Genomic DNA, 19,371 nt, shown 5'->3' with positions numbered 1-19,371 from the left:
ACATTTTCTGATGAAAAACTGGAAAACAAGTGCGGAACAGATCCTGAAAACAGGTCCTGTCGTGCCGGTTATTGTTGTCAATAAACTTGAGCACGCAGTACCGATGGCAAAAGCACTGGTAGCTGGTGGGGTACGTGTACTGGAAGTTACACTGCGTACTGCCTGTGCTATTGATGCTATCCGTCTGATTGCAAAAGAAGTGCCGGATGCTATCGTTGGGGCTGGTACCGTGCTGAATCCACAACAACTGGCAGAAGTTACTGAAGCTGGCGCTCAGTTTGCTATCAGCCCGGGCCTGACCGACTCCCTGCTGAAAGCAGCAACTGAAGGCACCATTCCACTGATCCCGGGGATCAGCACTGTTTCTGAACTGATGCTGGGTATGGATTACGGTTTGCGTGAATTCAAATTCTTCCCGGCAGAAGCTAACGGCGGCACCAAAGCTTTATCCGCCATTGCTGGCCCGTTCTCTCAGGTGCGTTTCTGCCCAACAGGTGGTATCTCTCCGGCAAACTACCGTGACTACCTGGCACTGAAAAGCGTGCTGTGCATTGGTGGTTCCTGGCTGGTTCCGGCCGATGCGCTGGAAGCTGGCGATTATGACCGCATTACCCGCCTGGCTCGTGAAGCTGTTGAAGGCGCGAAATAATCAGGCCAGTTAACTGCCTGAGTCATATGCAAACGGCACCCGCGGGTGCCGTTTTTGCATATGCTACTGGAGCCTGATGAATTAACCGTTAACTTGTATTTCCCCAGCTGCTGATTTTGCCCGGGCGACTGCATCTTCTGTTGTTTCACCCGTTGCCAGCGCAACGCCCATACGGCGGGTACCGTTAATTTCAGGTTTGCCAAACAGGCGGATTTGTATGCCTGCGCTGAGCGCATTTTCCATACCACCAAAACGTACATCTGTGCTGACCAGGTTCGGCAGAATGACTGCTGAAGCACAAGGGCCGTACTGGCGAATACCGCCAACCGGTAACCCCAGAAAAGCGCGGACATGCAGTGCAAATTCTGACAAATCCTGAGAGATCATGGTGACCATACCGGTGTCATGCGGGCGAGGTGATACCTCACTGAACACAACATCATCACCACAAACAAACAGTTCCACACCAAATAAGCCATAACCACCAAGCGCCAGAACAACTTTTTCTGCAATGGCCTGTGCCCGGCTCAGCGCGAGCTCACTCATTGCCTGTGGTTGCCATGACTCGCGGTAATCTCCATCTTCCTGGCGGTGGCCTACCGGGGCACAGAAATGCACACCATCAGCCGCACTTACCGTCAGAAGTGTAATTTCGAAATCAAACGCAACGACTCCTTCAATAATCACTTTGCCCGCACCGGCGCGGCCGCCTTCCTGTGCATAGCTCCAGGCTTTATCCAGGTAGCTGGCATCACGCACAAAACTTTGCCCCTTTCCTGAAGAACTCATGACCGGTTTAATGATGCACGGGAAACCAATTTCTTCTGCTGCAGAAACAAAGTCTGCTTTCGTATCTGCAAAACGGTATGTGGACGTGGGAAGGGCTAACTCTTCTGCAGCAAGCCGACGGATCCCTTCACGGTTCATTGTCAGGCGTGTTGCTTTGGCACAGGGAACAACTTTTTGCCCCTGGCTTTCCAGCTCAACCAGCATGTCTGTAGCGATCGCCTCAATTTCCGGTACGATGTAATCAGGCTTTTCTTCTGCAACCAGATTTTTCAGTGCCTGTGGGTCGAGCATATTGATTACATGGCTACGGTGAGCAACGTGCATAGCAGGGGCATCGGCATATCTGTCAACGGCGATAACCTCCAGACCCAGCCTCTGACATTCAATCGCCACTTCTTTACCCAGTTCCCCAGCGCCAAGAAGCATTACGCGTGTTGCTGCCGGACGCAGCGCAGTTCCTAAAATAGCCATATCGCAGTACCTGATGTGAAAAAAAACAGCGGCAGTATATACGAAAACGTTTGCGTTGACAGCGGGTTTGCATTGTAACCCTGTTTTCACGTATGCTGGATATAAATACAGTGATTGGAGCAGCATGATGGCAGTCGTAGTTAAATATGTTGTCGTGAGAGACGGTGAGGAAAAAATGTCTTTTGTCAGCAAAAAAGAGGCCGATGCCTATGACAAAATGTTAGATCTGGCGGAATGCCTGACTGACTATCTGGAAAGTTCTCCGGTAGTGATGGAAGGGGGGCTGCGCGAAGAACTTGCCTTATGGCTTGCTGAGCATAAAGATGAACTGAGCGGTATTTTGCGTTCCGGTAAGTTACCAGATGTTACCGAAAATGAGCCTGTTTCCCTTGAAAAGAAAGTGAAAACTGCCTGAATCGACTTGCAGGTTGCCTGTTTTGTACCATGCTTTTCTCACAACTTGAGAAATCACGGAGTGGCATGTGAATAAAACAGGCTTTTTGACAGGGTGTATGGTGGCGTTTGCTCTGATGTCTGTATCCGCTGCGGCTAATGCAGTGACTAAAAGAGTAAGCCTCATCCCCTGTGAGAACATGAAAGCGGAAAATATTGCCGCAACAGTTAAAAATGATTACCTGCAAAACCGGTTACAGCGTTGGTCTGACGACCAGAAAGCGTTGGGGCAAAATGACCCCGTCGCATGGGTTAACGTCAAGGATATGCACCACAATGGCGATACCTGGGTTGTCCCACTGGTTGTTCGGGGGCAAAAGCAAGATTTGCACTACCAGGTAACGGTGGATTGCAAAGCAGGTAATGCAGATTACCAGCGTTAAGCTGAATAACCGGGCGTAGAGGCCCGGTTTTACTCAATATTGCAGCTAAGTTATTGTACGGCTGCCTGTGATTCTGGCTGGTATGCCCTCAGAATGACAGGCAAATTCCTTCCCACGCGCACTCAGCGTGATACCCTGTGCGGCAGTTGTGCCATCTTCAGGAGTTATTATGGCCCGTTCGCCGGTTTTCCCTCCCCGGGCAGCAAAGCGCCCACATCTGTTAACTCAGCATGGCGATGTCAGGAATGATGATTATTTCTGGCTGCGTGATGACTCACGCCAGTCACCCGAGGTACTGGGGTACCTTCGTGCTGAAAATGATTATTGCATGCAAACTATGGCTCCGCTGGAGCAATTTCAGCAGGCCCTTTACGATGAAATGGTTGCCCGGCTGCCCAAAAAAGAAAGCAGTGTGCCCTGGCAGCGCAATGGGTATCGCTACCGCCAGTGTTTCGATGAAAATGCTGAGTATCCGGTTTGGCAACGCCAGCCAGCAGAACTGAATAATGGTGATGAGTGGCAAGTTTTGCTCGATTGCAATAACCGGGCTCAGGGCGGTGCATACTACGACTTAGGTGCACTGAGCATCTCTCCGGATAATCGCCTGATGGCAGTGACGGAAGACCGTGTTTCTCGCCGCCAGTATCAGTTACATGTAAAAGATCTTGCCAATGACATATGGCTGAATGATACCGTCACTGATCTTTCCGGCAGTGTGGTATGGGCGAATGACTCCGCCACGTTTTACTATGTCAAAAAGCATTCAGTGACTTTGTTGCCTTACCAGGTGTGGCGCCACAGGCTGGGTGACGCGGCAGAAAATGACGAACTGGTCTATCAGGAAGAAGATAATCGTTTTTACGTTGGTATTTATAAGTCACGCTCAACTGAGTTTGTGATTATTGCCCTGCACAGCACGTCAACCAGTGAAGCCTGGTTACTGGATGCCAATGATGCATCTGCCGTACCGCAATGTTTTCTTGAGCGTGAAGCACAGCATGAGTATGACCTGGACCATTTTCAGGCGCAGTTTTGGGTGCGCTCCAACCGGGATGGCAAAAATTTTGGTTTGTACTGCAGCCCGGAAACAAACCAGGATAAATGGGCGGTCGTGCAGGCTGCAAGTCATACCGTAATGGTCGAGGATTTTACGCTCTTTACTCACTGGGTGGTGATTGAGGAGCGTGAAAACGGGCTTGCCCAGTTACGCCTGGTTGACAGCAGAAATGGCCGCCAGCAGCGGCTGGTGTTTGATGACCCAGCCTGGGTAGTCTGGACCAGTAATAATCATGAGCCAGACAATGAATGGCTGCGCTATGTGTATACCTCTATGACCCGCCCACAAACCGTATTCGAAATGAATATGCGCACTGGTGAACGGCGGTTATTAAAGCAACAGGAAGTGTTCGGGTTTGATTCTCAACACTACCAGAGCGACAGGATCTGGATTGACGCCAGAGACGGGGTCAAGGTACCGGTTTCCCTGGTTTGGCGCAAAGATAAGTTCACAACCGGGCAGAACCCTCTATTAGTATACGGCTACGGTGCTTATGGTGAGAGCATCGATGCTGACTTCAGCACTACACGGCTCAGTTTGCTTGACCGCGGTTTTGTATACGCCATAGCTCATGTCAGGGGCGGTGGTGAACTGGGGCAATCGTGGTATGAACAGGGCAAGTTATCGCACAAACCCAATACATTTAATGATTTTATTGATGTGTGTGAAGCGTTGCTGGCGCGTGGGCTGGGAGCGCCTGACCAGTTGTACGCAATGGGCGGGAGTGCCGGAGGTTTGCTGGTGGGGGCTGTAGCTAACCTGAGGCCTGAACTGTTCCGTGGTGTGCTGGCACAGGTTCCGTTTGTTGATGTTGTGACCACAATGCTTGATGAGTCCCTGCCACTCACGACCGGTGAGTATGAGGAGTGGGGGGATCCACATATTCTCGAAGATTACTGGGCCATCAAGGCATGGAGCCCTTATGACCAGGTCACACCACAAGTGTACCCACATATGATGGTCACTACCGGGTTACACGATTCCCAGGTTCAGTATTGGGAACCTGCGAAATGGGTGGCCCGGTTAAGGGAACTGAAAACAGACGACCACCTGCTGTTATTGTGGACAGACCTGGATACAGGCCATGGCGGTAAATCAGGGCGCTATCAGTATTACGATACCGTTGCTCTGGAGTGTGCTTTCCTTATTGGCCTGGCAGAACAACGGCTGGGCTAGCCTGCTCGTTTTCAGTTAACCAGTGGCAGGATCTCTCCCTGCCACTTTTCAGCATTTCGGCGGCAAATCACCAGCACTTCCTCTTTTTCCGCACGAATAAGTAATTGCCCACGGTCGTCCCAACAGGCGCTTTTCCCCGGCGAAGTGGCGCTGGTATTATTCGCCATTAAAATTGGCAGTTGGTATTTTAGAGCCCAGCGCTGCAGCGCAGAACTGACCCAGTTCCACTGAAGTTCATTTACTGCAGACGCAGTAAGGTATATATCTGCGCCTTCATCCACTGCGCCACGCGGCCAAATTTCCTCTCCTGGCTGGCCGTTTATCCCTAATGCCACTTTACCACCTGATGTATTGATTACCGGTGTACCTTCAACCTGGCAAAAAACATCTTCCGCCAGGCATACCAGTGTGGCGCAGGATAAATTTTGCACGCCATTTTCTGGTGTAATTGCCACGCCCCCTTCATTACCCGAACTCAGAATAGTAATCACGCCATACCGGGCCGCGGCATCCTGCAGGCTGGCCAGCCATGGGGTTTGTGATTCTTGCCCGGAATTGAGGATTTCACTGAGTGGCAATGAGTTATCTGGGAACATGAGCACATCGACATCATTCAGCCCTGCATGGCGAATGAAACGCACGTGATGGGCAACCGTTTCAGGTAGGTTGCTCTGTGGTGAGCAGCATTGTGCTGCGGCGACACTCCATTGGCGCATAACGAATTCCTTATACAGCGCTAACCCCGGGTCTACCGGGGTGAGATATTTCAATCAGGAAAATCTGTATAAGGAAGAGTAACGGACAGAACGTAAATAACTGTCACTGGATGTAATCGTTATTTCGATTTTGGTTCATAAGGCAGGCGAGAAAGATTTACTGACGCCAGACGATGAGCAACCAGGCGCTCACGGAACCAGGGGCGCAGGGCTTCAGGTTGTTCGCGCTCAACTTGTTCAGCAATAACAGGCATGTTGTAGCGCTCTTTGAATGCAACAGCACCCGCGGCGAGGTCTACGTTGATTTTGTCCATCTCGTCCTGAGGAATATTTGCAAGATTAGTATTCATATCGCCTCCTGATAATGCGGGAAGTGTACCCTGTTATAGGTGAATCATAAACCCTGAAGTAACACGCGAAGCGTTATACATTGTGCAGAAATTCTTTACCGCATGAAGGGTGACGCAGCAGGGGAATAATCGTTATAGTCTTGGTGAAATTTCTGTTGGGTAACAAACCGGGCTTCCTGAGTTCCTCAGCTTCCCGGGCTTGAAGAGAGCAGCACGCTAAATGAGAAAGTTAACGATTGGACTGGTGTTATTGGGCTCAGCATTTGCCGCACAGGCGGCTTCTGAAATACAGACAGTAAGCCGGTTTCAGGTGGGCAAGGATAAATGGGCATTCAACCGTGAAGAAGTGATGCTGGTTTGCAGGCCAGGTAATGCACTGTATGTCATTAATCCCAGCACACTGATGCAATACCCTCTGAACCCGGTTGCAGAGCAGCAAGTAGCCGAAGGGAAAGAATCGGGGCAGCCCATTTCGGTCATTCAAATAGATGATCCCAAAAATCCGGGTAAAAAAATGTCACTGCAGCCATTTATCGAACGAGCAAGCCACCTGTGCGGTTAACTGGTTGATTTTTTGATGCCATAAATAAAAGAAAAGCCATAACAGAGTTGCTTCTGTTACGGCTTTTTCGCGACCAGTACCGGTCAGTTAATGTTTTTTATGCTCCAGTTTTGCCAAACACTGGAAAAGCTGACGCGGTAATCTATTCTTAAAAGGCAAGGCAAATAGCCTGCATTAATGCCAACTTTTAGCGCACGGCTCTCTCCCAAGAGCCATTTCCCTGGACCGAATATAGGAATCGTATTCGGTCTTTTTTTATCGCCTTATAAATCAAAGAGTTACAAGAGCGATCCCGAAATCCCCCGAAATTTCCCCGAATTTCTGTATTCCGGCCTTTTTCCGTTATACCACAACATTCACACAGAGGTAACCGCAACCGGTATAAATTCACAGCATCACGAAAGCTTTATTATCGCGTTCATCAAGGTAGAGGCGGGTGGTATTTTCTGATGTGTGGCCCAGGAGTTTTTGCGCAAATTCATCATTATAGGCGTCTTTATATAAGCGCCCGGAGAGACTCCTGATCTCATGAAATGTGGGCGGGTTATTGCTGAAGCGGATTGCTGACAGTTTTCTGGCTGCGACAAATTTCTTTGTCAGCCCGTCAGGATGAATACCACCTTCCGGACTGTTCTTACGTTTGCCGGCACTGATGAGATAATCTGTCCGGCTCACCAGGCGGCAGCGGTCAATCACTGTTCCTAGTCGCAGGCCAACACTTGCCAGTGACAGAGATAAGGGCAGTGCGATCCTCATTCCTGTTTTTATCTGGCATACATACAACCTTTCATCTTTGATCTGTGAGAACTTCATTGATGCAATATCTTCACGGCGCTGGCCGGTGATCAACGCCAAATCCAGTGCAAGGGGAAACCAGGCAGGCATCTGTTCTGCCGCTTCCCTGATTGCTGTGTAGGCTGTCAGTGTCAGGCGTTCCCTGGCAACTTCAATCTTTGGTGCTCTGGTCGGTTCTACCGGGTTCTGCGTGATATGGCCTTCGACAATTGCTTCACGGAACATATCAGAAAGAACGGAACGCATCGCTCCCGCCATCGTATTTTTCCCCGCAGCTATCCAGGGCTCAAGAAACCCTGCAATGTGTCGCGTGGTGACTTCTGCAAGGATCATTTCACCAAGGCCACTGCGGACAGTGGCCAGTTGGTTAGTGCGTATTTTGTGGGTATTTACCGACAAATTACGGCGCTGCAGTATCACTGAATACCGTTCAATCCACTTGTTCACGGTGTAAGAGTTAGTCCCTTTCAGTTTTTCAATCAGCGCTACAGGTGTGTAGTTTTGTTCGATAAAGTTGTTGGCTTCAATTGCCTGGGATATCGCATCACGCCGGGAAATTTGCCCCAAAGCAAATTCTTTTTTGGTAAGTGGGTTGCGCCAAAAAAAAGATTTGTCTCGTTTCCTGTATGTCAGGTTTTTAGGCAGATTAGAATCGTACTTTCTCTGACTCATTAATCAACTTCTCCAGTAATGCGCTTTTCTTCCCTGTTCTGCCGTTTGGATGCTGTTGCAGCAAAACTGCACTGGCCTTGTTTGGGTTGATATAAAAAGCGTCTTCACGAACCCGGTATGACTTTCCATGTTTTTCAGGCGCGGGGTAAATATTCCCGTTCCTTGCCCAGCGGCGTAAAGTGCAAAGGGGAGGCGGGTCTTTGTAATAGAGCTTCGCCCAGTCGGTTAAACTTAAAAACATGCTTTGATCCTTTAGCCGACCAGCAGATTAGCGCGGGTCGGGCGGTTAAACTGAGTTGCAAAACTCACACTGGCTGGCGTGGGTTCAGGCTACAAGTTTGCTGCGCTGTGCTTCGATATCACGCTGTTCGTTAATGATTGCCACAACTTCATTTAGTAGCTCGCCAGAAAGCGTGATAGCGCCGTTTTCATTCACTCCAGCCAGGGTGATTAGTTCCACCAGGCGGCGGGCTTTCTTCATGCTGATTTCCGGGGCAATAACACTGCGGGTGACTTTCTTTTTACCTGCAGCTGCGGCAGTGGCTTTGTCTTTCTCCAGCACTTCACCAGCTTTCTCTCCGAACGCCTTTACGCGATCCACGGCCACACCCGTAGAAACCTCTCCGGCTTTAACTTTTTGCTGAACGTCATGGTTTGCATTGCTGAGTGTCAGCAGGTTTTCAATAGTCGGCAGTGACTTGTTCACCAGCCTGGCAATTTCCTGTTTTGTCAGGTTGAATGCGGCAAGTTCTTTGACCACCGCCGCCTGTTCCATCGCGGTTAATGGCAGCTGGTTGTTGGACGTCATGATACGGGCAAGGCGCTCGACATCATTACCTTCAAACCGGGTGATATGGATACGTTCAATGGGTTTCCCGGCATCAAGGCAACGCAGAAAACACCGTTGCCGGCGATGGCCTTCAACAATCCACACGCCACCTTCATCGCGGGGAACCACTTCAAGAGGCGGGACTTTCCCGCCATTCAGTAAAAAGGAATACAACTCTTCATCGGCGGTGCGGGTGCGTTCATCATCATCACGTTTATTAAAACCGGGTTTAACGTGAATATCGTGAATACCGATAAACATACCGCTGTCCGTGCGGGAGATGACTTTTTCCTGAATCATTTTTTTGAATGAATTAGCCATTACGTTTTTTCGCTCGTTGTTCTTCAGCCAGTTTTTGATTACGGCGCATGCCCTGAATAATCCGGCCCGTCCAGTCCTGCCTGTCGTCCGGTTTATAGCGCCGTGGGTATATAAGAGACTCTTTTTCAAAATCCATATTGTTGAGTGGCGGTTTGCACCGCCAAACTCCTTAGCGCACTGATAAGGTTTCTTCGCCGCGAACAACTTTCGCGCCTGGAATGGCATTCAGTAATTCGGGCGGAACGTCTGCGCCTTTTTCCTGCAATGCTTCAATTGCTTTCAGGTTCTCCGAGAGAATTTTTTTAATTTTCTCTTTATCGATTTCATTAACTATCTGCGTCTGCGAATTAACAAAATCATCGGGCAGGGCGTCTTCATCAACAATTTCCAGGCTGAGACTGCCTTTCTTAACGGAAAATGTATTGGTCGCTGTTTTAAAGGATTTGCGGCCAGAAGCCCGGAGGCATTCCAGAAGATACTTTTTCAGGTTGAACGCCTGGCGATCCCAGTGTTTTGAACGTTCAGATAACCGGGCGGCTTCTTCTTTGCATTTTTTCTTATTCGCTTCAAAGTCGCGAATAACAGACATGCTGGCGTCGAACTTGTCTTCCATCATGCCCTCAATGCCTTCCAGTGTGTCGGCAATGGTCTGAGGGTCCATTTCTCCGCTTTCAGCCAGGGCCAGCACTTTGCTGATTTCGTTCGCTAAATCAATAGTGCGGTTGCTGTTGTTCATGCTGCTTCCTCCAGTTCCCTGAGGCATTCGGCTTTAACTTCTTCCAGGCGGCGAAGGCGGCCTTCAAGATATTTGGCGTATTCACTGTCGGCGGTTTCTTTTGCCGCTTTCAGGTGAACCGCGATTGTGCGGGTAACGGAAGACAGCACCAGTGACCTGCTGAGAAACGGAACGCTCTGGCACAGCTATACCGAAATCACGGATGATGCCTACTCCTACCCATATTCCGCAGTTGCCGGGGCGATTATCGACCGTGACCAGTACGCCGATACCCCAACCCGTAATTATCACCTGCGTGGGCTGATTGTGGATGTCCCTGATAATTACGACCCGTTTACCCGTACCTATAGCGGCCTGTGGACAGGAGGCTTTAAATCCGCCTGGACCAATAACCCGGCGTGGATATTTCGCTACCTTGCCAAAAGCACCCGTTTTGGCCTGGCAAAAAATACCGGCTATATCGATATTGATGACGGGGCGCTGTATGTGCTTTCCCAATACTGTGACCAGGAAGTTGATGACGGTTATGGTGGTAAAGAGCCCCGGTTAACGCTCAATGCCTATATTACTGAGCAAAAAAGCGCGAGAGACATTCTCGACAGTATCGCGGGGATGTGCCGGGGTATTGCTCTGTGGGATGGCCTGCAGTTGTCGGTAATTATCGATAACCCGTCAGACAAAGTGGCAACGATTACCAACGCCAGCGTAGCCGGTGGCGACTTTGCCTATTCATCCATTCCGCGCACTCAACGCTACAACGCCGTGGTGGTGTCATGGACAGACCCGGATAACGGCTGGGGTGAAGCTAAAGAGCTGGTTATGGATGATGAGCAGGTCAGCAAACATGGCTATGGGGATGTCGATTGAGCCATCAGGAGACGCTTATGTTACGACGACTGTTTTTAATGCGGATCAGTTTGGTATCTACACCGGCAGTAATCCCGGTGATTATGAGGCGGTGTTTTTTGCCCAAAACGGGCAGGTTTTTATTAACAATGCTTTTATCAAAGATCTGAGTGTTACCAACGAAAAAATCGGCGGGTATATCCGTTCGGATAATTATGTGGCAGGGAAAAATGGCTGGAACATCGCCAAAGATGGTTCAGCAGAATTCCAGAGCGGTACTTTTAGAGGTGCTGTATATGCTGATTCAGGAACATTTAAAGGCACTGTTCAGGCAACTGACGGCTATTTTTATGGCACGGTTAAAGCTTCAAAAGTCGAAGGCGATATTTCAGCAACCTATGCTGTGCCTGGTTTTTATACCAGTGTGACCAGTAGCGCCCACACAGGAAGACGGACGGTTTACTACACTGGCGGTCAAGAAATGGCTATGCGAATTTCCATTCCAATGGCAGCGGTGCGTCTGTATAGCGCGGCGGGGGCGTTACGTTGGCGGATTACTATTAATGGTTCGCCGTTGGTGTCGCCTATATCTGATTCGAGTGGATGGATTAACGGCGCAATTAATTCTGATTTTCCAGATACATCACTATTAAATTCATATTTCCATGGTTGGGTTTACAACTCTGGTTATGTTGATGTAGCCGCAGGCGCAAGCAATGTGCCAATAACTATCGAGTGGGCACCGGGATCAGGTCAAAGCACTGGTAGTGGTACGTTACGTATTTTAAGTTTTTCAATTATTGCCTCACCAGCAGGTAAATTTACAGGATAAATAAATATGTCTTCTGGATTAATAACACTGAACAACGGTGAAAACGTTGTGTCCGGTGAGGGCACTGCTTTTTCTCATGATCTGACTTCTGGTGATTTTATCTGTGCCCGAGCCGGTGGAATTTTATATACGCTGGCAATACTGAGCGTGGACAGCGATACAGACGTTACCCTGGTTAAAGCCCATGAAGGGCCAGACGAAACAGGTCTGGCATGGTATGCCGTGCCTCGCCGGTTGCAGAACCAGATAACCGCAGAACTGGTGGCGCAAAATACCGAAGCACTGCGCCGTGCGAACGCCAACGATGCAAACTACCAGCGGCTGCTAACGGAAAGTGGGTACATTACCATTACCATGCAGAACGGCGGGGAGTTCTACGGCCCGACATGGCCGAAGATAGTCGAGATTGTGGAGGCCGTAGATCTGGAAACGCTGGAACCCCTGGTGCAGCAGATACACGACGATGTAGCGCAAGTGAGGGCAGACACAGCCGCCGCAGAAGTAGCCTCCGCCGCCGCCAGTGAAAGCGCCACCGAGGCAAGGAAGCAGGCCACGACCGCGACAGACGCCGCCAGCAGTGCGAGTAAAGCACTTCTGAGCACGCAAGAACACGCGGCTAAAGCCGAGATAGCCGCCGCCGCTGGCACAGAAGCCGCCGCCCGCGCCAGTACCGAAGCAGACAGGGCAGAAGAGGCGGCAAACAAAGCGGAGGCAGGATTGCCCGATGCGGATGTTATATGGGAGGCGTTAGGGATTGATCCCGATAACGTTACATATATGCAGGCGGGTTACATTAACCCCACTGTCTATAATACGGGGTTCGGCGTCGGTTCCACAATGCTGGCGGCCAGGGTTAATGGCCGTGGGCCAGCCAACTATTCAGCGGTTTACCCTGGTCTGTATCTTCGGCCCGCCGCTATACTCGCGCCTTATCAGTCAGCTGGTGAAAGCCCCGCCGTCGTGCAACTTCAGACTAACGCGGCTGCCTCCGGTGTTCCAGGGTCATGGCGGCAGCTAGGATATGGTTCTCTTTCCGAGAATGCAGCCTCCCCGATAGAAGGGGAAAGCTACCCGGTAACACTTTGGATCCGAATCTTCTAATGCTAAGGAAGCAGAAATGGAAATTTTAAACGTAAAAAATCCACAATTCACAGCAGCCGGGGGCATCGACTGCGAGGTCCTGACCTCAATGGGGTGGCTTCCTTTCACGGCTGTAGAGGATGATTGCGAGTCACACGGGCGGGAGTTGTATCACGAGCTGCTTGCAGGAACGTGGGGAGATGTTGCCGAGTACATTCCCCCAGTGATAACAGCGGAGAAACTTACTGCCCAGGCAGAAGCAACAAAGCAGCGGCTGATGCTTGCGGCAGAAGGGCAAATCGCACCGCTGAGCCGCGCCGTAAAATTTGGTATGGCCACAGCAGAAGAGGTATCACAGCTGGAGGCATGGGAACGCTACACCGTACTCCTGAACCGCGTAGACTGCACCAATCCTGAATGGCCAGAACTCCCCTAAAAAATCTTTTCTTAGTTTTCAGCACACTGCTCCTGACTGACATTTTCAGTCTTGAAAAATGCCAATATCAATAATACTGGATAAATCCCCTGTTGGTAGTTGCGTGTGATAGGTAAAAGCACAAGGACATGGTCATCATGGCTTTGTGTACGTGGAACAGATTTGGGACACGCAGGCATTTTTACGGGTTTACATGCCTTTCTATAACTTAGCCATTATGGGGAGTGTGAGCGCAGTAATGACAATCTATGTTATTGTTTAATAATGTGGTTCTAGGAACTCAAGCCGGTAGATTGATTGCTACTGGTGAATCCAGGAAGAAAGTAGCCTTAATTTTTGATGTAGGGGTATCAAACGCTGTACAAAAAATTTCGAGTGACATTAGATGGAACATAAAAAATGAGCAATTTTTTTATTTTTACCTTGACATTGTGCTAGAGTAGAAGGATAGATTCTTGGATGTTAGATTGCTGGCGGGCAGTTTGATGATTATGAAAATAAAACAATATATGTTCAAAGGATTTGTATGAAGATAGTTAGCCCACTAAAGGAAAATAACTCTATTTCTAGTGTAGCTTTTGCATTAGAGGTACTGGATTCAGCAAGTACACACCAAATTGAAGCGCTTATTAAGCTTTTTAGGGAAAATCCAGAGCTTAAAAATGACTTCCCTAGGGTTAAACCGACTCCAGTTGTTTCTGTACAAATAGGTCAACAAGGTGGACCTAACCAAGTTGCCACCTTGGGCGGTGCAACTTTTGATAGGGTATTCCCTGACGGAAAACTGGAGCATCGCCTAATAGTAAGACAAGATGCAATTATTTACCACTGCAGTAACTATACTAATTGGGATAAAATATCTGTAAGAGCTTACCAAATTTTTAAGCAAATACAGACTACTCTTTCGAATGTTAAGGTTGCCAGAACTGGTCTTGAATATATTGATATCTTTAATGTTTCTGATGTAAAAGATGCAGAATGGAAAGTTGAGCTATTCAATAGAGAGAGTTCTTTCTTACCTAGGCATGTATTTGAGTGTGATTATTTATGGCACGTGCATCATGGTTTCTTTTCAACGATTCAAGATCTTCCTGGTAATTGTCTGAATAACATAAATATTGATTTAAAAAATACCAATTCAGGAAATCAACTGGTGATTCGTTCTAATCACCGATATGATTTTGAATCCCCTATTTTTATGGGGGAGTTGGATTTTTCATCACAAATACCTACGTATTTTGATAAAAAACATGGCATTACAAAAGATATAATGAAAGAAATCCTTTCTAGTGAGATGAAAAAAAATATAGGAATGGCATAATTATGAACTATTTTGATAATTCATACAGTGAAGGAGCTTTTTCTGTTTCTGATGTAACGGAGTGGGAAAGTGATTTTGTTGACGGCTTATTTGCAAGTGACTCTATAATTAAAAGCTACTCCTTAGTTTCGTATCTTGAACATTCACTCGATAGAAAAGGAGATGGTGTTAATAAATTAGAAGAAACTCATCTTGAAGTACCAAGTTTGATTCTAAGTGTTATTGATGAAAATGCTCCATTTATAACACCTGAATTTTCTGAAGAGTATTTTTTTAAAAAATGTAGCCCAGTTCTTGGCAATTTCGAATCACTGTATAAAGAGTTAAATAATTTTTCTAATTTGCATCCTGATTGGGATGGATTTGGTGGAGTATGTCCTGAACTCGATCTTGTTAATTTTGCTTGTCTGTGTTTATGTGATTTATTGAGTTTATCTATTCCATTGCCAAAAATAATGTTAAGTGGTTCTGGTTCCATTAGCTTTTACTGGAAAAATAAGAAAAAAAATAGGTATATAGAGATTCAATTTGACGAAGTTGATGAGTATTCATTTTTGATTTGTGATGGCGAAAATTATATTGGGCGAGAGGATTTATCTTATCGCATGAAAAAATTTGATGACTCTTTACTTCAATATATACGTTCCTTCTTCAGTAAGGAAAATGATAGTTATGGACTATTAACTTCAGTAGATACAAGTGAAACAGTGGTTCCATTAGGAAACGATTGCGACTCAAGTTATAGCAATTTCTCAAAGTATATTGAAGACATGGATATGGTGGCAGCTTAATGGATGTTAGTGATGAGAAGCTCAGTGAGCTAAGAGCGTTGTTTTCACCAGAGAGTGAATTATGCCATAATAAGTGCAAAGAACTATCAAAAGAGTATGATTCATCCCTTAGTTTGGAAAAGGAAACAGTTAGTGAATACTCCCCCGGAATAATAAGTAATGAAGAGTATGTATGCCGGCAGGTTTTCTCACCAATACATTATGATTCAGATACTGGTGAGATAAAATCAGCTGCATTTGATGACGTTACTAATAAAGGGCTCTCAGTTAATAGACTTTCCTGTTTGGATGAGGCTGGAATACATCAGCTAGGTATAACTAAGGCTGAGAATGACAATGTGAGAAAAGGAAATTCTGAGCGCGTTTATTTGGGGTTTGCAAAATCAAATGTCAATGAAATAAGACGTATTATAGATAAATTTGAGGATTCTGATAAAGAAAAAAGAATCTTTGCTGTTTATGATAGCTCTTTAGCAGATGTACCATCCCATGCTGACATATGTCAGATCGAGCATAATCAATGTTCTTCATCACTTGGTAAGAAAGCTACTAATATGCTACGGCGTGCTAGATTACAGGAGAAGTTTTGTGATTTTATAAAAATACAGAAAGAATAGTATAAGTTAATAACTAGGTTAATAATTTTAATAAATGCCAAAATTCAAGTATATAATAATTTTATTGTGATATATATTACTCAAGGGTTGTAAAGTTATACTTCTGTCAAATGATTTATATAAAATTACTCTCTCAGTCTTCTTCTCGCTGATGGCCTTTCTGTCTTATCAGTTAATAATTAAATAATAGCATCTGTATTCATTATTCTTTATTTTTATTGGTATGGTTTTTTTAAAAGTATTGTGATCTTAAATTTTGTTAACTATTGTTTTTAGATAATCGTATTAATACCTTTCATTTGTATGAATAAATCGAGGTTAATTATAAGAACTACATTGCAAAATCTTGTGAAAAACTTCTGCAAACCAATTTTTCCCCATAAAAATCATGAACTATACTTCGTCGTTTTGATGTGAAAAATAAGGTAAAAGAATGGATTTAATATAGTTAAATCAGTATGTTATCTATATTGCTGTTTGATACTACTGCGCTATATGCATTTTTTCGAGCTGGTGACTTTATTGTTAAAGGTAAGCAAGGTACGATCGTTGTCAATTTCCTGAAAAACCGGTTAAAAACCACACTGTAATCACCGGTCATCGTGGGGTAATCCCCCGATTTTTAATCGGGCAGATAAGTAGAATCGGATAAATGCTGAATATGCTGCATCGGCGTGAAGCCATTCAGTGCCAATAGCGGACATTGCTGACACATGGTACGCTAGTTTAAGGGGGTGAAGTTATCTATGTTACAACCAGATGACAAACCGCTCATTCATGAATTTTAATAGCGCAGGTCATACATGGATATTCGCACACGAAAGACAAATTTCTTAGAGTCGTTAGATTCAACTGAAGCGATACGCAAAGCAGTAAGTCTCGCTATAGATTGCATGATTGATAATCTTAATAATAATGAGAATATCCCCTTAGTTGTTACCAGCTATGATGATTTCTGTCGGTGCCAGGTACTAGATTATGTACAGGAATTTTGCGAAGCAGCATTCCCCGACATAGAGAAAGACTACTTTAATCCTAGCATACTTCACATTAACGGCGGGACTAGTGAAGAAGCCTGTATTAACTTAATTAAACGCTTAAGAAGTACAAAAGGCATACTATTCTGGTCAGATGCCTTATCGTGGTTCGCTAGCCTCCCCGACGGATTATTCCATGTTGTTAACATTGATCAAAAAATCGTTACTCGCGGCCTTAATAAGAAAAACTCTAAGCCGACAATAATCAATAAAGATTACAGCGTAGATACACTACTATCAGAGCTATTTTTGAATGGCGCACACATGGAGCAAACCAACGTATACAACGTTTCTGACGGAGACATGAAGTTCTATGATGAATGCCATGCTGGATTAATCAGACCAATACCCGCTCCAATAGGCGCGTCATACGATGAAGAGATCACAATTAATTCTCCAGATTGGCAAAAGCTCGCGTGTGTAGCTTTACGCCGCTATCAGTCGAAGGAATGTCATGACGGAATGCAATGGGATACAACCGATCATGGTTGGACTGATGTAATCGCGTATCCATTCGTCGAAGAAATACAATCAATGGATAATAGTGGTTATCGACAATGTTTAGTTGGGCTAGTCACAATAAACAATTCAAATGCAAATTCCCCGTACCTATCTACCGTTTGGATACATCCATTTTATCGCAGGGGAAGGTTATTAAGTAAGTTATGGCCAAAATTACAAGAGTTATATGGAAGTAACTTCGAAATTGAGCAACCTAATGAAAATATGAAAGCATTTTTGAAAAGTGTGAAACACGCAGATTACTAATTTATGAATCAGCCTGTGGAGTTAGGGTTGGTGTGAACAAGTGGGTAACAGCCTCTGACCTGCTCCCTGAGAATTCACACAGAAGGCTGTTAGCAATCCGCAGATCGCTCATAGCGGACCCAACAGTCAGCCTTGGGGAGAATGATATGGTTTTCAGTTTTTAATATTCATTGTTATAATTAACTTAAGAATCTCGGTGCTGTTGAAGCAATTTTCCCTTAGCCACCTGTAATGCTTCTTGTAACGATTCAAGACTGATTGGGGTGTTACTGTTTGAAAATTCCACTTTTAAATTATTTTTTCCTTCTTCTTGCTGTATGAGCCCAATAAATGCATCATCATAGTAAATTTCAGCAATGAGTTTTTCGTAACCGATGTCACTTACGATAACAACTTTCATTGTATTTTTATTATTCATAAGTATTAATTTCTATTTTTCATTACTGGTAAGAAAACTGTATGTTAGTGTTTAAAAAAGATGATTCACTGATAAGTTTCAGATATTTTCTATAGTGAATCAGCTAAAGCCTCATGTGTTACGGCTTGCTGAGATATAAGAGCGCTGATGTCATGCTACGCATTATCAAAATCGAGCCGGGACATAGATTCTTGGCTGGTTGGTACTAAAATAGACTTCATTGTACCACCCCTGCTATAATTTTATTGCGTTTATAATAGACAATAAAAACAGATACTTACTGCATATAAAATAAGTATCTGCATTGATTTGATAATCAACATACAGTTGAATATAAAGCAGTTAAAAAATCCGCAAAATCTTTATGTGATTCTATCACGTAGTCTGGCGCAACTCTGTCACGGATTTCGAAAACATTATCAGTAAAGTTGTAGCAAAACACAGACATGCCATCTTCGCCGATAATTATCTTATCAGTAAGATGTGGTGAGGCATAAATATCATTATCTCGATTGTCTAAATTTTGAATGTATATGTTGTCCCATGAGGGTATTCCATTTTCTGCCTGAGCAAGACTATAAATCGTTAGACCATTGTATTCCAGTCCATCCATTTCATTAAATAGCTGCGCATATTCTGGTCTAATTGACAGAAGTTTCTGAATATCGTAGAAGACTTTTTGTTTGGTCTCATCCCAATCGGCAGGGGGGAGGCTTTGCATCAAGTCTGACATAACTTTAGCAGGTACAGGATTAGTTACGTGATACTTGTCGGCAACCATAAGCTTCTTAAATTGGTTTATACACTGTTTGGTATCGTTCACATTGATCACCTATTTCCCTACTGGGTAAATGACGCCATTCGGCGAGGGCCACAAAACATCTGTACCTGAATTATACGGAAGATCTTTAGTTATGATCGCCTGTGTTTTTGTTAGTGCTGAATGATAGGGTGAATTTTGGATGAGAACGAGGTTATCAAAATCGTTGGTTCCACCATCATCAAGAGGGATCTTGTGATGAACCTGCCACCCAGCGGGAGTCTTACCACCTGCAAGCCTTTCCAGACTACCAGCATCAAACGTTGACAATGCATCAGGATGTTCGGACAGTGACTTTAGAAAATTAGGTCGGACTGAACTATTAAATTGATTACGAAGCAATGCATATTCACCACGGTCGCGTCTGAGATAATTTATCTGCTGAACATTCATGTCATCCAAAAGAACATGGGCTTGCTTGTATTTCCCAAGATAACTTGTAAGTT

The 19,371-nt window shown here is 45.7% G+C and carries 24 protein-coding genes and 2 pseudogenes; 14 read left to right on the top strand and 12 right to left on the bottom strand.

Annotated elements, in window-relative coordinates:
- Nucleotides 1–10 precede the first annotated feature (10 nt).
- Nucleotides 11–649 (top strand): bifunctional 4-hydroxy-2-oxoglutarate aldolase/2-dehydro-3-deoxy-phosphogluconate aldolase, encoded by a 639-nt coding sequence (locus DT73_RS16405; protein WP_036111720.1) that lies wholly within the window; start codon nt 11–13, stop codon nt 647–649.
- Nucleotides 650–730: 81 nt separating this feature from the next.
- Here the strand turns inward: DT73_RS16405 and purT are convergent, their stop codons facing one another.
- A complete protein-coding gene (purT, locus tag DT73_RS16400) occupies nt 731–1,909 on the bottom strand; it encodes a formate-dependent phosphoribosylglycinamide formyltransferase (RefSeq protein WP_036111716.1) in 1,179 nt (392 codons plus the stop codon).
- A 127-nt stretch (nt 1,910–2,036) separates the two neighbouring features.
- Here purT and DT73_RS16395 point away from each other — a divergent pair, with 127 nt between their 5' ends.
- The 3 genes from DT73_RS16395 to DT73_RS16385 all read left to right on the top strand — a co-directional run bounded on the left by DT73_RS16395 (nt 2,037) and on the right by DT73_RS16385 (nt 4,978).
- Nucleotides 2,037–2,324 carry a YebG family protein gene (locus tag DT73_RS16395; RefSeq protein WP_036111997.1) on the top strand — a complete coding sequence of 96 codons (288 nt, stop codon included), beginning with the start codon at nt 2,037–2,039 and terminating at the stop codon, nt 2,322–2,324.
- Nucleotides 2,325–2,391: 67 nt separating this feature from the next.
- Nucleotides 2,392–2,745 (top strand): protein YebF, encoded by a 354-nt coding sequence (gene yebF / locus DT73_RS16390; protein WP_072006983.1) that lies wholly within the window; start codon nt 2,392–2,394, stop codon nt 2,743–2,745.
- 169 nt (nt 2,746–2,914) lie between these two features.
- A complete protein-coding gene (locus tag DT73_RS16385) occupies nt 2,915–4,978 on the top strand; it encodes a S9 family peptidase (RefSeq protein WP_036111714.1) in 2,064 nt (687 codons plus the stop codon).
- 11 nt (nt 4,979–4,989) lie between these two features.
- On the opposite strand, the gene DT73_RS16380 is transcribed toward DT73_RS16385, so the two are convergent.
- The gene (locus tag DT73_RS16380; RefSeq protein WP_036111708.1) at nt 4,990–5,694 is read right to left on the bottom strand and encodes a carbon-nitrogen hydrolase family protein; all 705 of its coding nucleotides are present in this window, start codon (nt 5,692–5,694) and stop codon (nt 4,990–4,992) included.
- A 119-nt stretch (nt 5,695–5,813) separates the two neighbouring features.
- A complete protein-coding gene (locus tag DT73_RS16375; RefSeq protein ID WP_036111705.1) occupies nt 5,814–6,044 on the bottom strand; it encodes a DNA polymerase III subunit theta in 231 nt (76 codons plus the stop codon).
- Between the two features lie 220 nt (nt 6,045–6,264).
- Here DT73_RS16375 and DT73_RS16370 point away from each other — a divergent pair, with 220 nt between their 5' ends.
- Nucleotides 6,265–6,606, top strand: a complete 342-nt coding sequence (locus tag DT73_RS16370; RefSeq protein WP_036111699.1) for a YebY family protein — start codon at nt 6,265–6,267, stop codon at nt 6,604–6,606.
- A 387-nt stretch (nt 6,607–6,993) separates the two neighbouring features.
- On the opposite strand, the gene DT73_RS16365 is transcribed toward DT73_RS16370, so the two are convergent.
- The 6 genes from DT73_RS16365 to DT73_RS26495 form a co-directional block, all read right to left on the bottom strand.
- A complete protein-coding gene (locus tag DT73_RS16365) occupies nt 6,994–8,073 on the bottom strand; it encodes a tyrosine-type recombinase/integrase (protein ID WP_036111696.1) in 1,080 nt (359 codons plus the stop codon).
- Nucleotides 8,048–8,314 carry an excisionase gene (locus DT73_RS16360; RefSeq protein ID WP_036111693.1) on the bottom strand — a complete coding sequence of 89 codons (267 nt, stop codon included), beginning with the start codon at nt 8,312–8,314 and terminating at the stop codon, nt 8,048–8,050. The genes DT73_RS16365 and DT73_RS16360 overlap by 26 nt, the downstream gene beginning before the upstream one ends.
- Before the next feature lie 84 nt (nt 8,315–8,398).
- Nucleotides 8,399–9,223 (bottom strand): ParB/RepB/Spo0J family partition protein, encoded by an 825-nt coding sequence (locus tag DT73_RS16355; RefSeq protein ID WP_051691425.1) that lies wholly within the window; start codon nt 9,221–9,223, stop codon nt 8,399–8,401.
- The gene (locus DT73_RS26500; protein WP_160173976.1) at nt 9,216–9,359 is read right to left on the bottom strand and encodes a hypothetical protein; all 144 of its coding nucleotides are present in this window, start codon (nt 9,357–9,359) and stop codon (nt 9,216–9,218) included. The genes DT73_RS16355 and DT73_RS26500 overlap by 8 nt, the downstream gene beginning before the upstream one ends.
- A gap of 33 nt (nt 9,360–9,392) precedes the next feature.
- Nucleotides 9,393–9,959: a siphovirus Gp157 family protein gene (locus DT73_RS16350; protein WP_036111690.1), complete on the bottom strand. Its 567-nt coding sequence runs from the start codon at nt 9,957–9,959 to the stop codon at nt 9,393–9,395.
- Nucleotides 9,956–10,108, bottom strand: a complete 153-nt coding sequence (locus tag DT73_RS26495; protein ID WP_160173975.1) for a hypothetical protein — start codon at nt 10,106–10,108, stop codon at nt 9,956–9,958. Before DT73_RS26495 ends, DT73_RS16350 begins: the two co-directional genes overlap by 4 nt.
- On the opposite strand from DT73_RS26495, the pseudogene DT73_RS26245 reads away from it, so the two are divergent.
- The 9 genes and pseudogenes from DT73_RS26245 to DT73_RS16305 form a co-directional block, all read left to right on the top strand.
- Nucleotides 10,089–10,817 (top strand): annotated as a pseudogene (locus DT73_RS26245) (phage tail protein); the annotation flags it as partial. The gene DT73_RS26495 and the pseudogene DT73_RS26245 sit on opposite strands and share 20 nt — an antisense overlap.
- Nucleotides 10,783–11,637, top strand: a complete 855-nt coding sequence (locus DT73_RS26240) for a DUF1983 domain-containing protein (RefSeq protein ID WP_152552538.1) — start codon at nt 10,783–10,785, stop codon at nt 11,635–11,637. The pseudogene DT73_RS26245 and the gene DT73_RS26240, both read left to right, overlap by 35 nt.
- A 6-nt stretch (nt 11,638–11,643) precedes the next feature.
- Complete coding sequence (locus DT73_RS25190; RefSeq protein WP_051691424.1) at nt 11,644–12,738, top strand: hypothetical protein; 1,095 nt, start codon at nt 11,644–11,646, stop codon at nt 12,736–12,738.
- Between the two features lie 16 nt (nt 12,739–12,754).
- Nucleotides 12,755–13,153, top strand: coding sequence for a tail fiber assembly protein (locus DT73_RS25185; protein ID WP_051691423.1), 399 nt, complete (start codon nt 12,755–12,757; stop codon nt 13,151–13,153).
- 281 nt (nt 13,154–13,434) lie between these two features.
- Nucleotides 13,435–13,549, top strand: a pseudogene (locus tag DT73_RS27090) (helix-turn-helix domain-containing protein); the annotation flags it as partial.
- Between the two features lie 130 nt (nt 13,550–13,679).
- A complete protein-coding gene (locus DT73_RS16320; RefSeq protein WP_036111680.1) occupies nt 13,680–14,474 on the top strand; it encodes a TIGR04255 family protein in 795 nt (264 codons plus the stop codon).
- Between the two features lie 2 nt (nt 14,475–14,476).
- Nucleotides 14,477–15,265 carry a hypothetical protein gene (locus DT73_RS16315; RefSeq protein WP_036111676.1) on the top strand — a complete coding sequence of 263 codons (789 nt, stop codon included), beginning with the start codon at nt 14,477–14,479 and terminating at the stop codon, nt 15,263–15,265.
- Nucleotides 15,265–15,882, top strand: a complete 618-nt coding sequence (locus DT73_RS16310; protein ID WP_036111674.1) for a hypothetical protein — start codon at nt 15,265–15,267, stop codon at nt 15,880–15,882. The genes DT73_RS16315 and DT73_RS16310 overlap by 1 nt, the downstream gene beginning before the upstream one ends.
- Before the next feature lie 803 nt (nt 15,883–16,685).
- Nucleotides 16,686–17,687, top strand: coding sequence for a hypothetical protein (locus tag DT73_RS16305; RefSeq protein ID WP_036111672.1), 1,002 nt, complete (start codon nt 16,686–16,688; stop codon nt 17,685–17,687).
- Between the two features lie 184 nt (nt 17,688–17,871).
- On the opposite strand, the gene DT73_RS16300 is transcribed toward DT73_RS16305, so the two are convergent.
- From DT73_RS16300 to DT73_RS16290, 3 genes are all read right to left on the bottom strand, one after another.
- Nucleotides 17,872–18,105 (bottom strand): hypothetical protein, encoded by a 234-nt coding sequence (locus DT73_RS16300; RefSeq protein WP_036111669.1) that lies wholly within the window; start codon nt 18,103–18,105, stop codon nt 17,872–17,874.
- Between the two features lie 316 nt (nt 18,106–18,421).
- Nucleotides 18,422–18,928 (bottom strand): YrhA family protein, encoded by a 507-nt coding sequence (locus tag DT73_RS16295; protein WP_036111983.1) that lies wholly within the window; start codon nt 18,926–18,928, stop codon nt 18,422–18,424.
- 9 nt (nt 18,929–18,937) lie between these two features.
- Nucleotides 18,938–19,371: HNH endonuclease signature motif containing protein (locus DT73_RS16290; protein WP_036111665.1), on the bottom strand; the 434-nt coding region annotated here is incomplete at its 5' end.

The sequence above is a fragment of the Mangrovibacter sp. MFB070 genome (genome assembly GCF_000705335.1).
GTDB lineage: Bacteria > Pseudomonadota > Gammaproteobacteria > Enterobacterales > Enterobacteriaceae > Mangrovibacter > Mangrovibacter plantisponsor.
The sequence above is the reverse complement of the archived record's forward strand: the minus strand, read 5'-3'. Positions and strand labels throughout refer to the sequence as shown.

Excerpts from the sequence above, each read along its gene's own strand:
- DT73_RS16405 (WP_036111720.1), top strand. The coding sequence starts at position 11 with ATGAAAAACTGGAAAACAAGTGCGGAACAGATCCTGAAAACAGGTCCT.
- purT (WP_036111716.1), bottom strand. The coding sequence starts at position 1,909 with ATGGCTATTTTAGGAACTGCGCTGCGTCCGGCAGCAACACGCGTAATG.
- DT73_RS16395 (WP_036111997.1), top strand. The coding sequence starts at position 2,037 with ATGGCAGTCGTAGTTAAATATGTTGTCGTGAGAGACGGTGAGGAAAAA.
- DT73_RS16385 (WP_036111714.1), top strand. The coding sequence starts at position 2,915 with ATGGCCCGTTCGCCGGTTTTCCCTCCCCGGGCAGCAAAGCGCCCACAT.
- DT73_RS16380 (WP_036111708.1), bottom strand. The coding sequence starts at position 5,694 with ATGCGCCAATGGAGTGTCGCCGCAGCACAATGCTGCTCACCACAGAGC.
- DT73_RS16375 (WP_036111705.1), bottom strand. The coding sequence starts at position 6,044 with ATGAATACTAATCTTGCAAATATTCCTCAGGACGAGATGGACAAAATC.
- DT73_RS16370 (WP_036111699.1), top strand. The coding sequence starts at position 6,265 with ATGAGAAAGTTAACGATTGGACTGGTGTTATTGGGCTCAGCATTTGCC.
- DT73_RS16365 (WP_036111696.1), bottom strand. The coding sequence starts at position 8,073 with ATGAGTCAGAGAAAGTACGATTCTAATCTGCCTAAAAACCTGACATAC.
- DT73_RS16360 (WP_036111693.1), bottom strand. The coding sequence starts at position 8,314 with ATGTTTTTAAGTTTAACCGACTGGGCGAAGCTCTATTACAAAGACCCG.
- DT73_RS16355 (WP_051691425.1), bottom strand. The coding sequence starts at position 9,223 with ATGGCTAATTCATTCAAAAAAATGATTCAGGAAAAAGTCATCTCCCGC.
- DT73_RS26500 (WP_160173976.1), bottom strand. The coding sequence starts at position 9,359 with ATGGATTTTGAAAAAGAGTCTCTTATATACCCACGGCGCTATAAACCG.
- DT73_RS16350 (WP_036111690.1), bottom strand. The coding sequence starts at position 9,959 with ATGAACAACAGCAACCGCACTATTGATTTAGCGAACGAAATCAGCAAA.
- DT73_RS26240 (WP_152552538.1), top strand. The coding sequence starts at position 10,783 with ATGATGAGCAGGTCAGCAAACATGGCTATGGGGATGTCGATTGAGCCA.
- DT73_RS25190 (WP_051691424.1), top strand. The coding sequence starts at position 11,644 with ATGTCTTCTGGATTAATAACACTGAACAACGGTGAAAACGTTGTGTCC.
- DT73_RS25185 (WP_051691423.1), top strand. The coding sequence starts at position 12,755 with ATGGAAATTTTAAACGTAAAAAATCCACAATTCACAGCAGCCGGGGGC.
- DT73_RS16320 (WP_036111680.1), top strand. The coding sequence starts at position 13,680 with ATGAAGATAGTTAGCCCACTAAAGGAAAATAACTCTATTTCTAGTGTA.
- DT73_RS16315 (WP_036111676.1), top strand. The coding sequence starts at position 14,477 with ATGAACTATTTTGATAATTCATACAGTGAAGGAGCTTTTTCTGTTTCT.
- DT73_RS16310 (WP_036111674.1), top strand. The coding sequence starts at position 15,265 with ATGGATGTTAGTGATGAGAAGCTCAGTGAGCTAAGAGCGTTGTTTTCA.
- DT73_RS16305 (WP_036111672.1), top strand. The coding sequence starts at position 16,686 with ATGGATATTCGCACACGAAAGACAAATTTCTTAGAGTCGTTAGATTCA.
- DT73_RS16300 (WP_036111669.1), bottom strand. The coding sequence starts at position 18,105 with ATGAATAATAAAAATACAATGAAAGTTGTTATCGTAAGTGACATCGGT.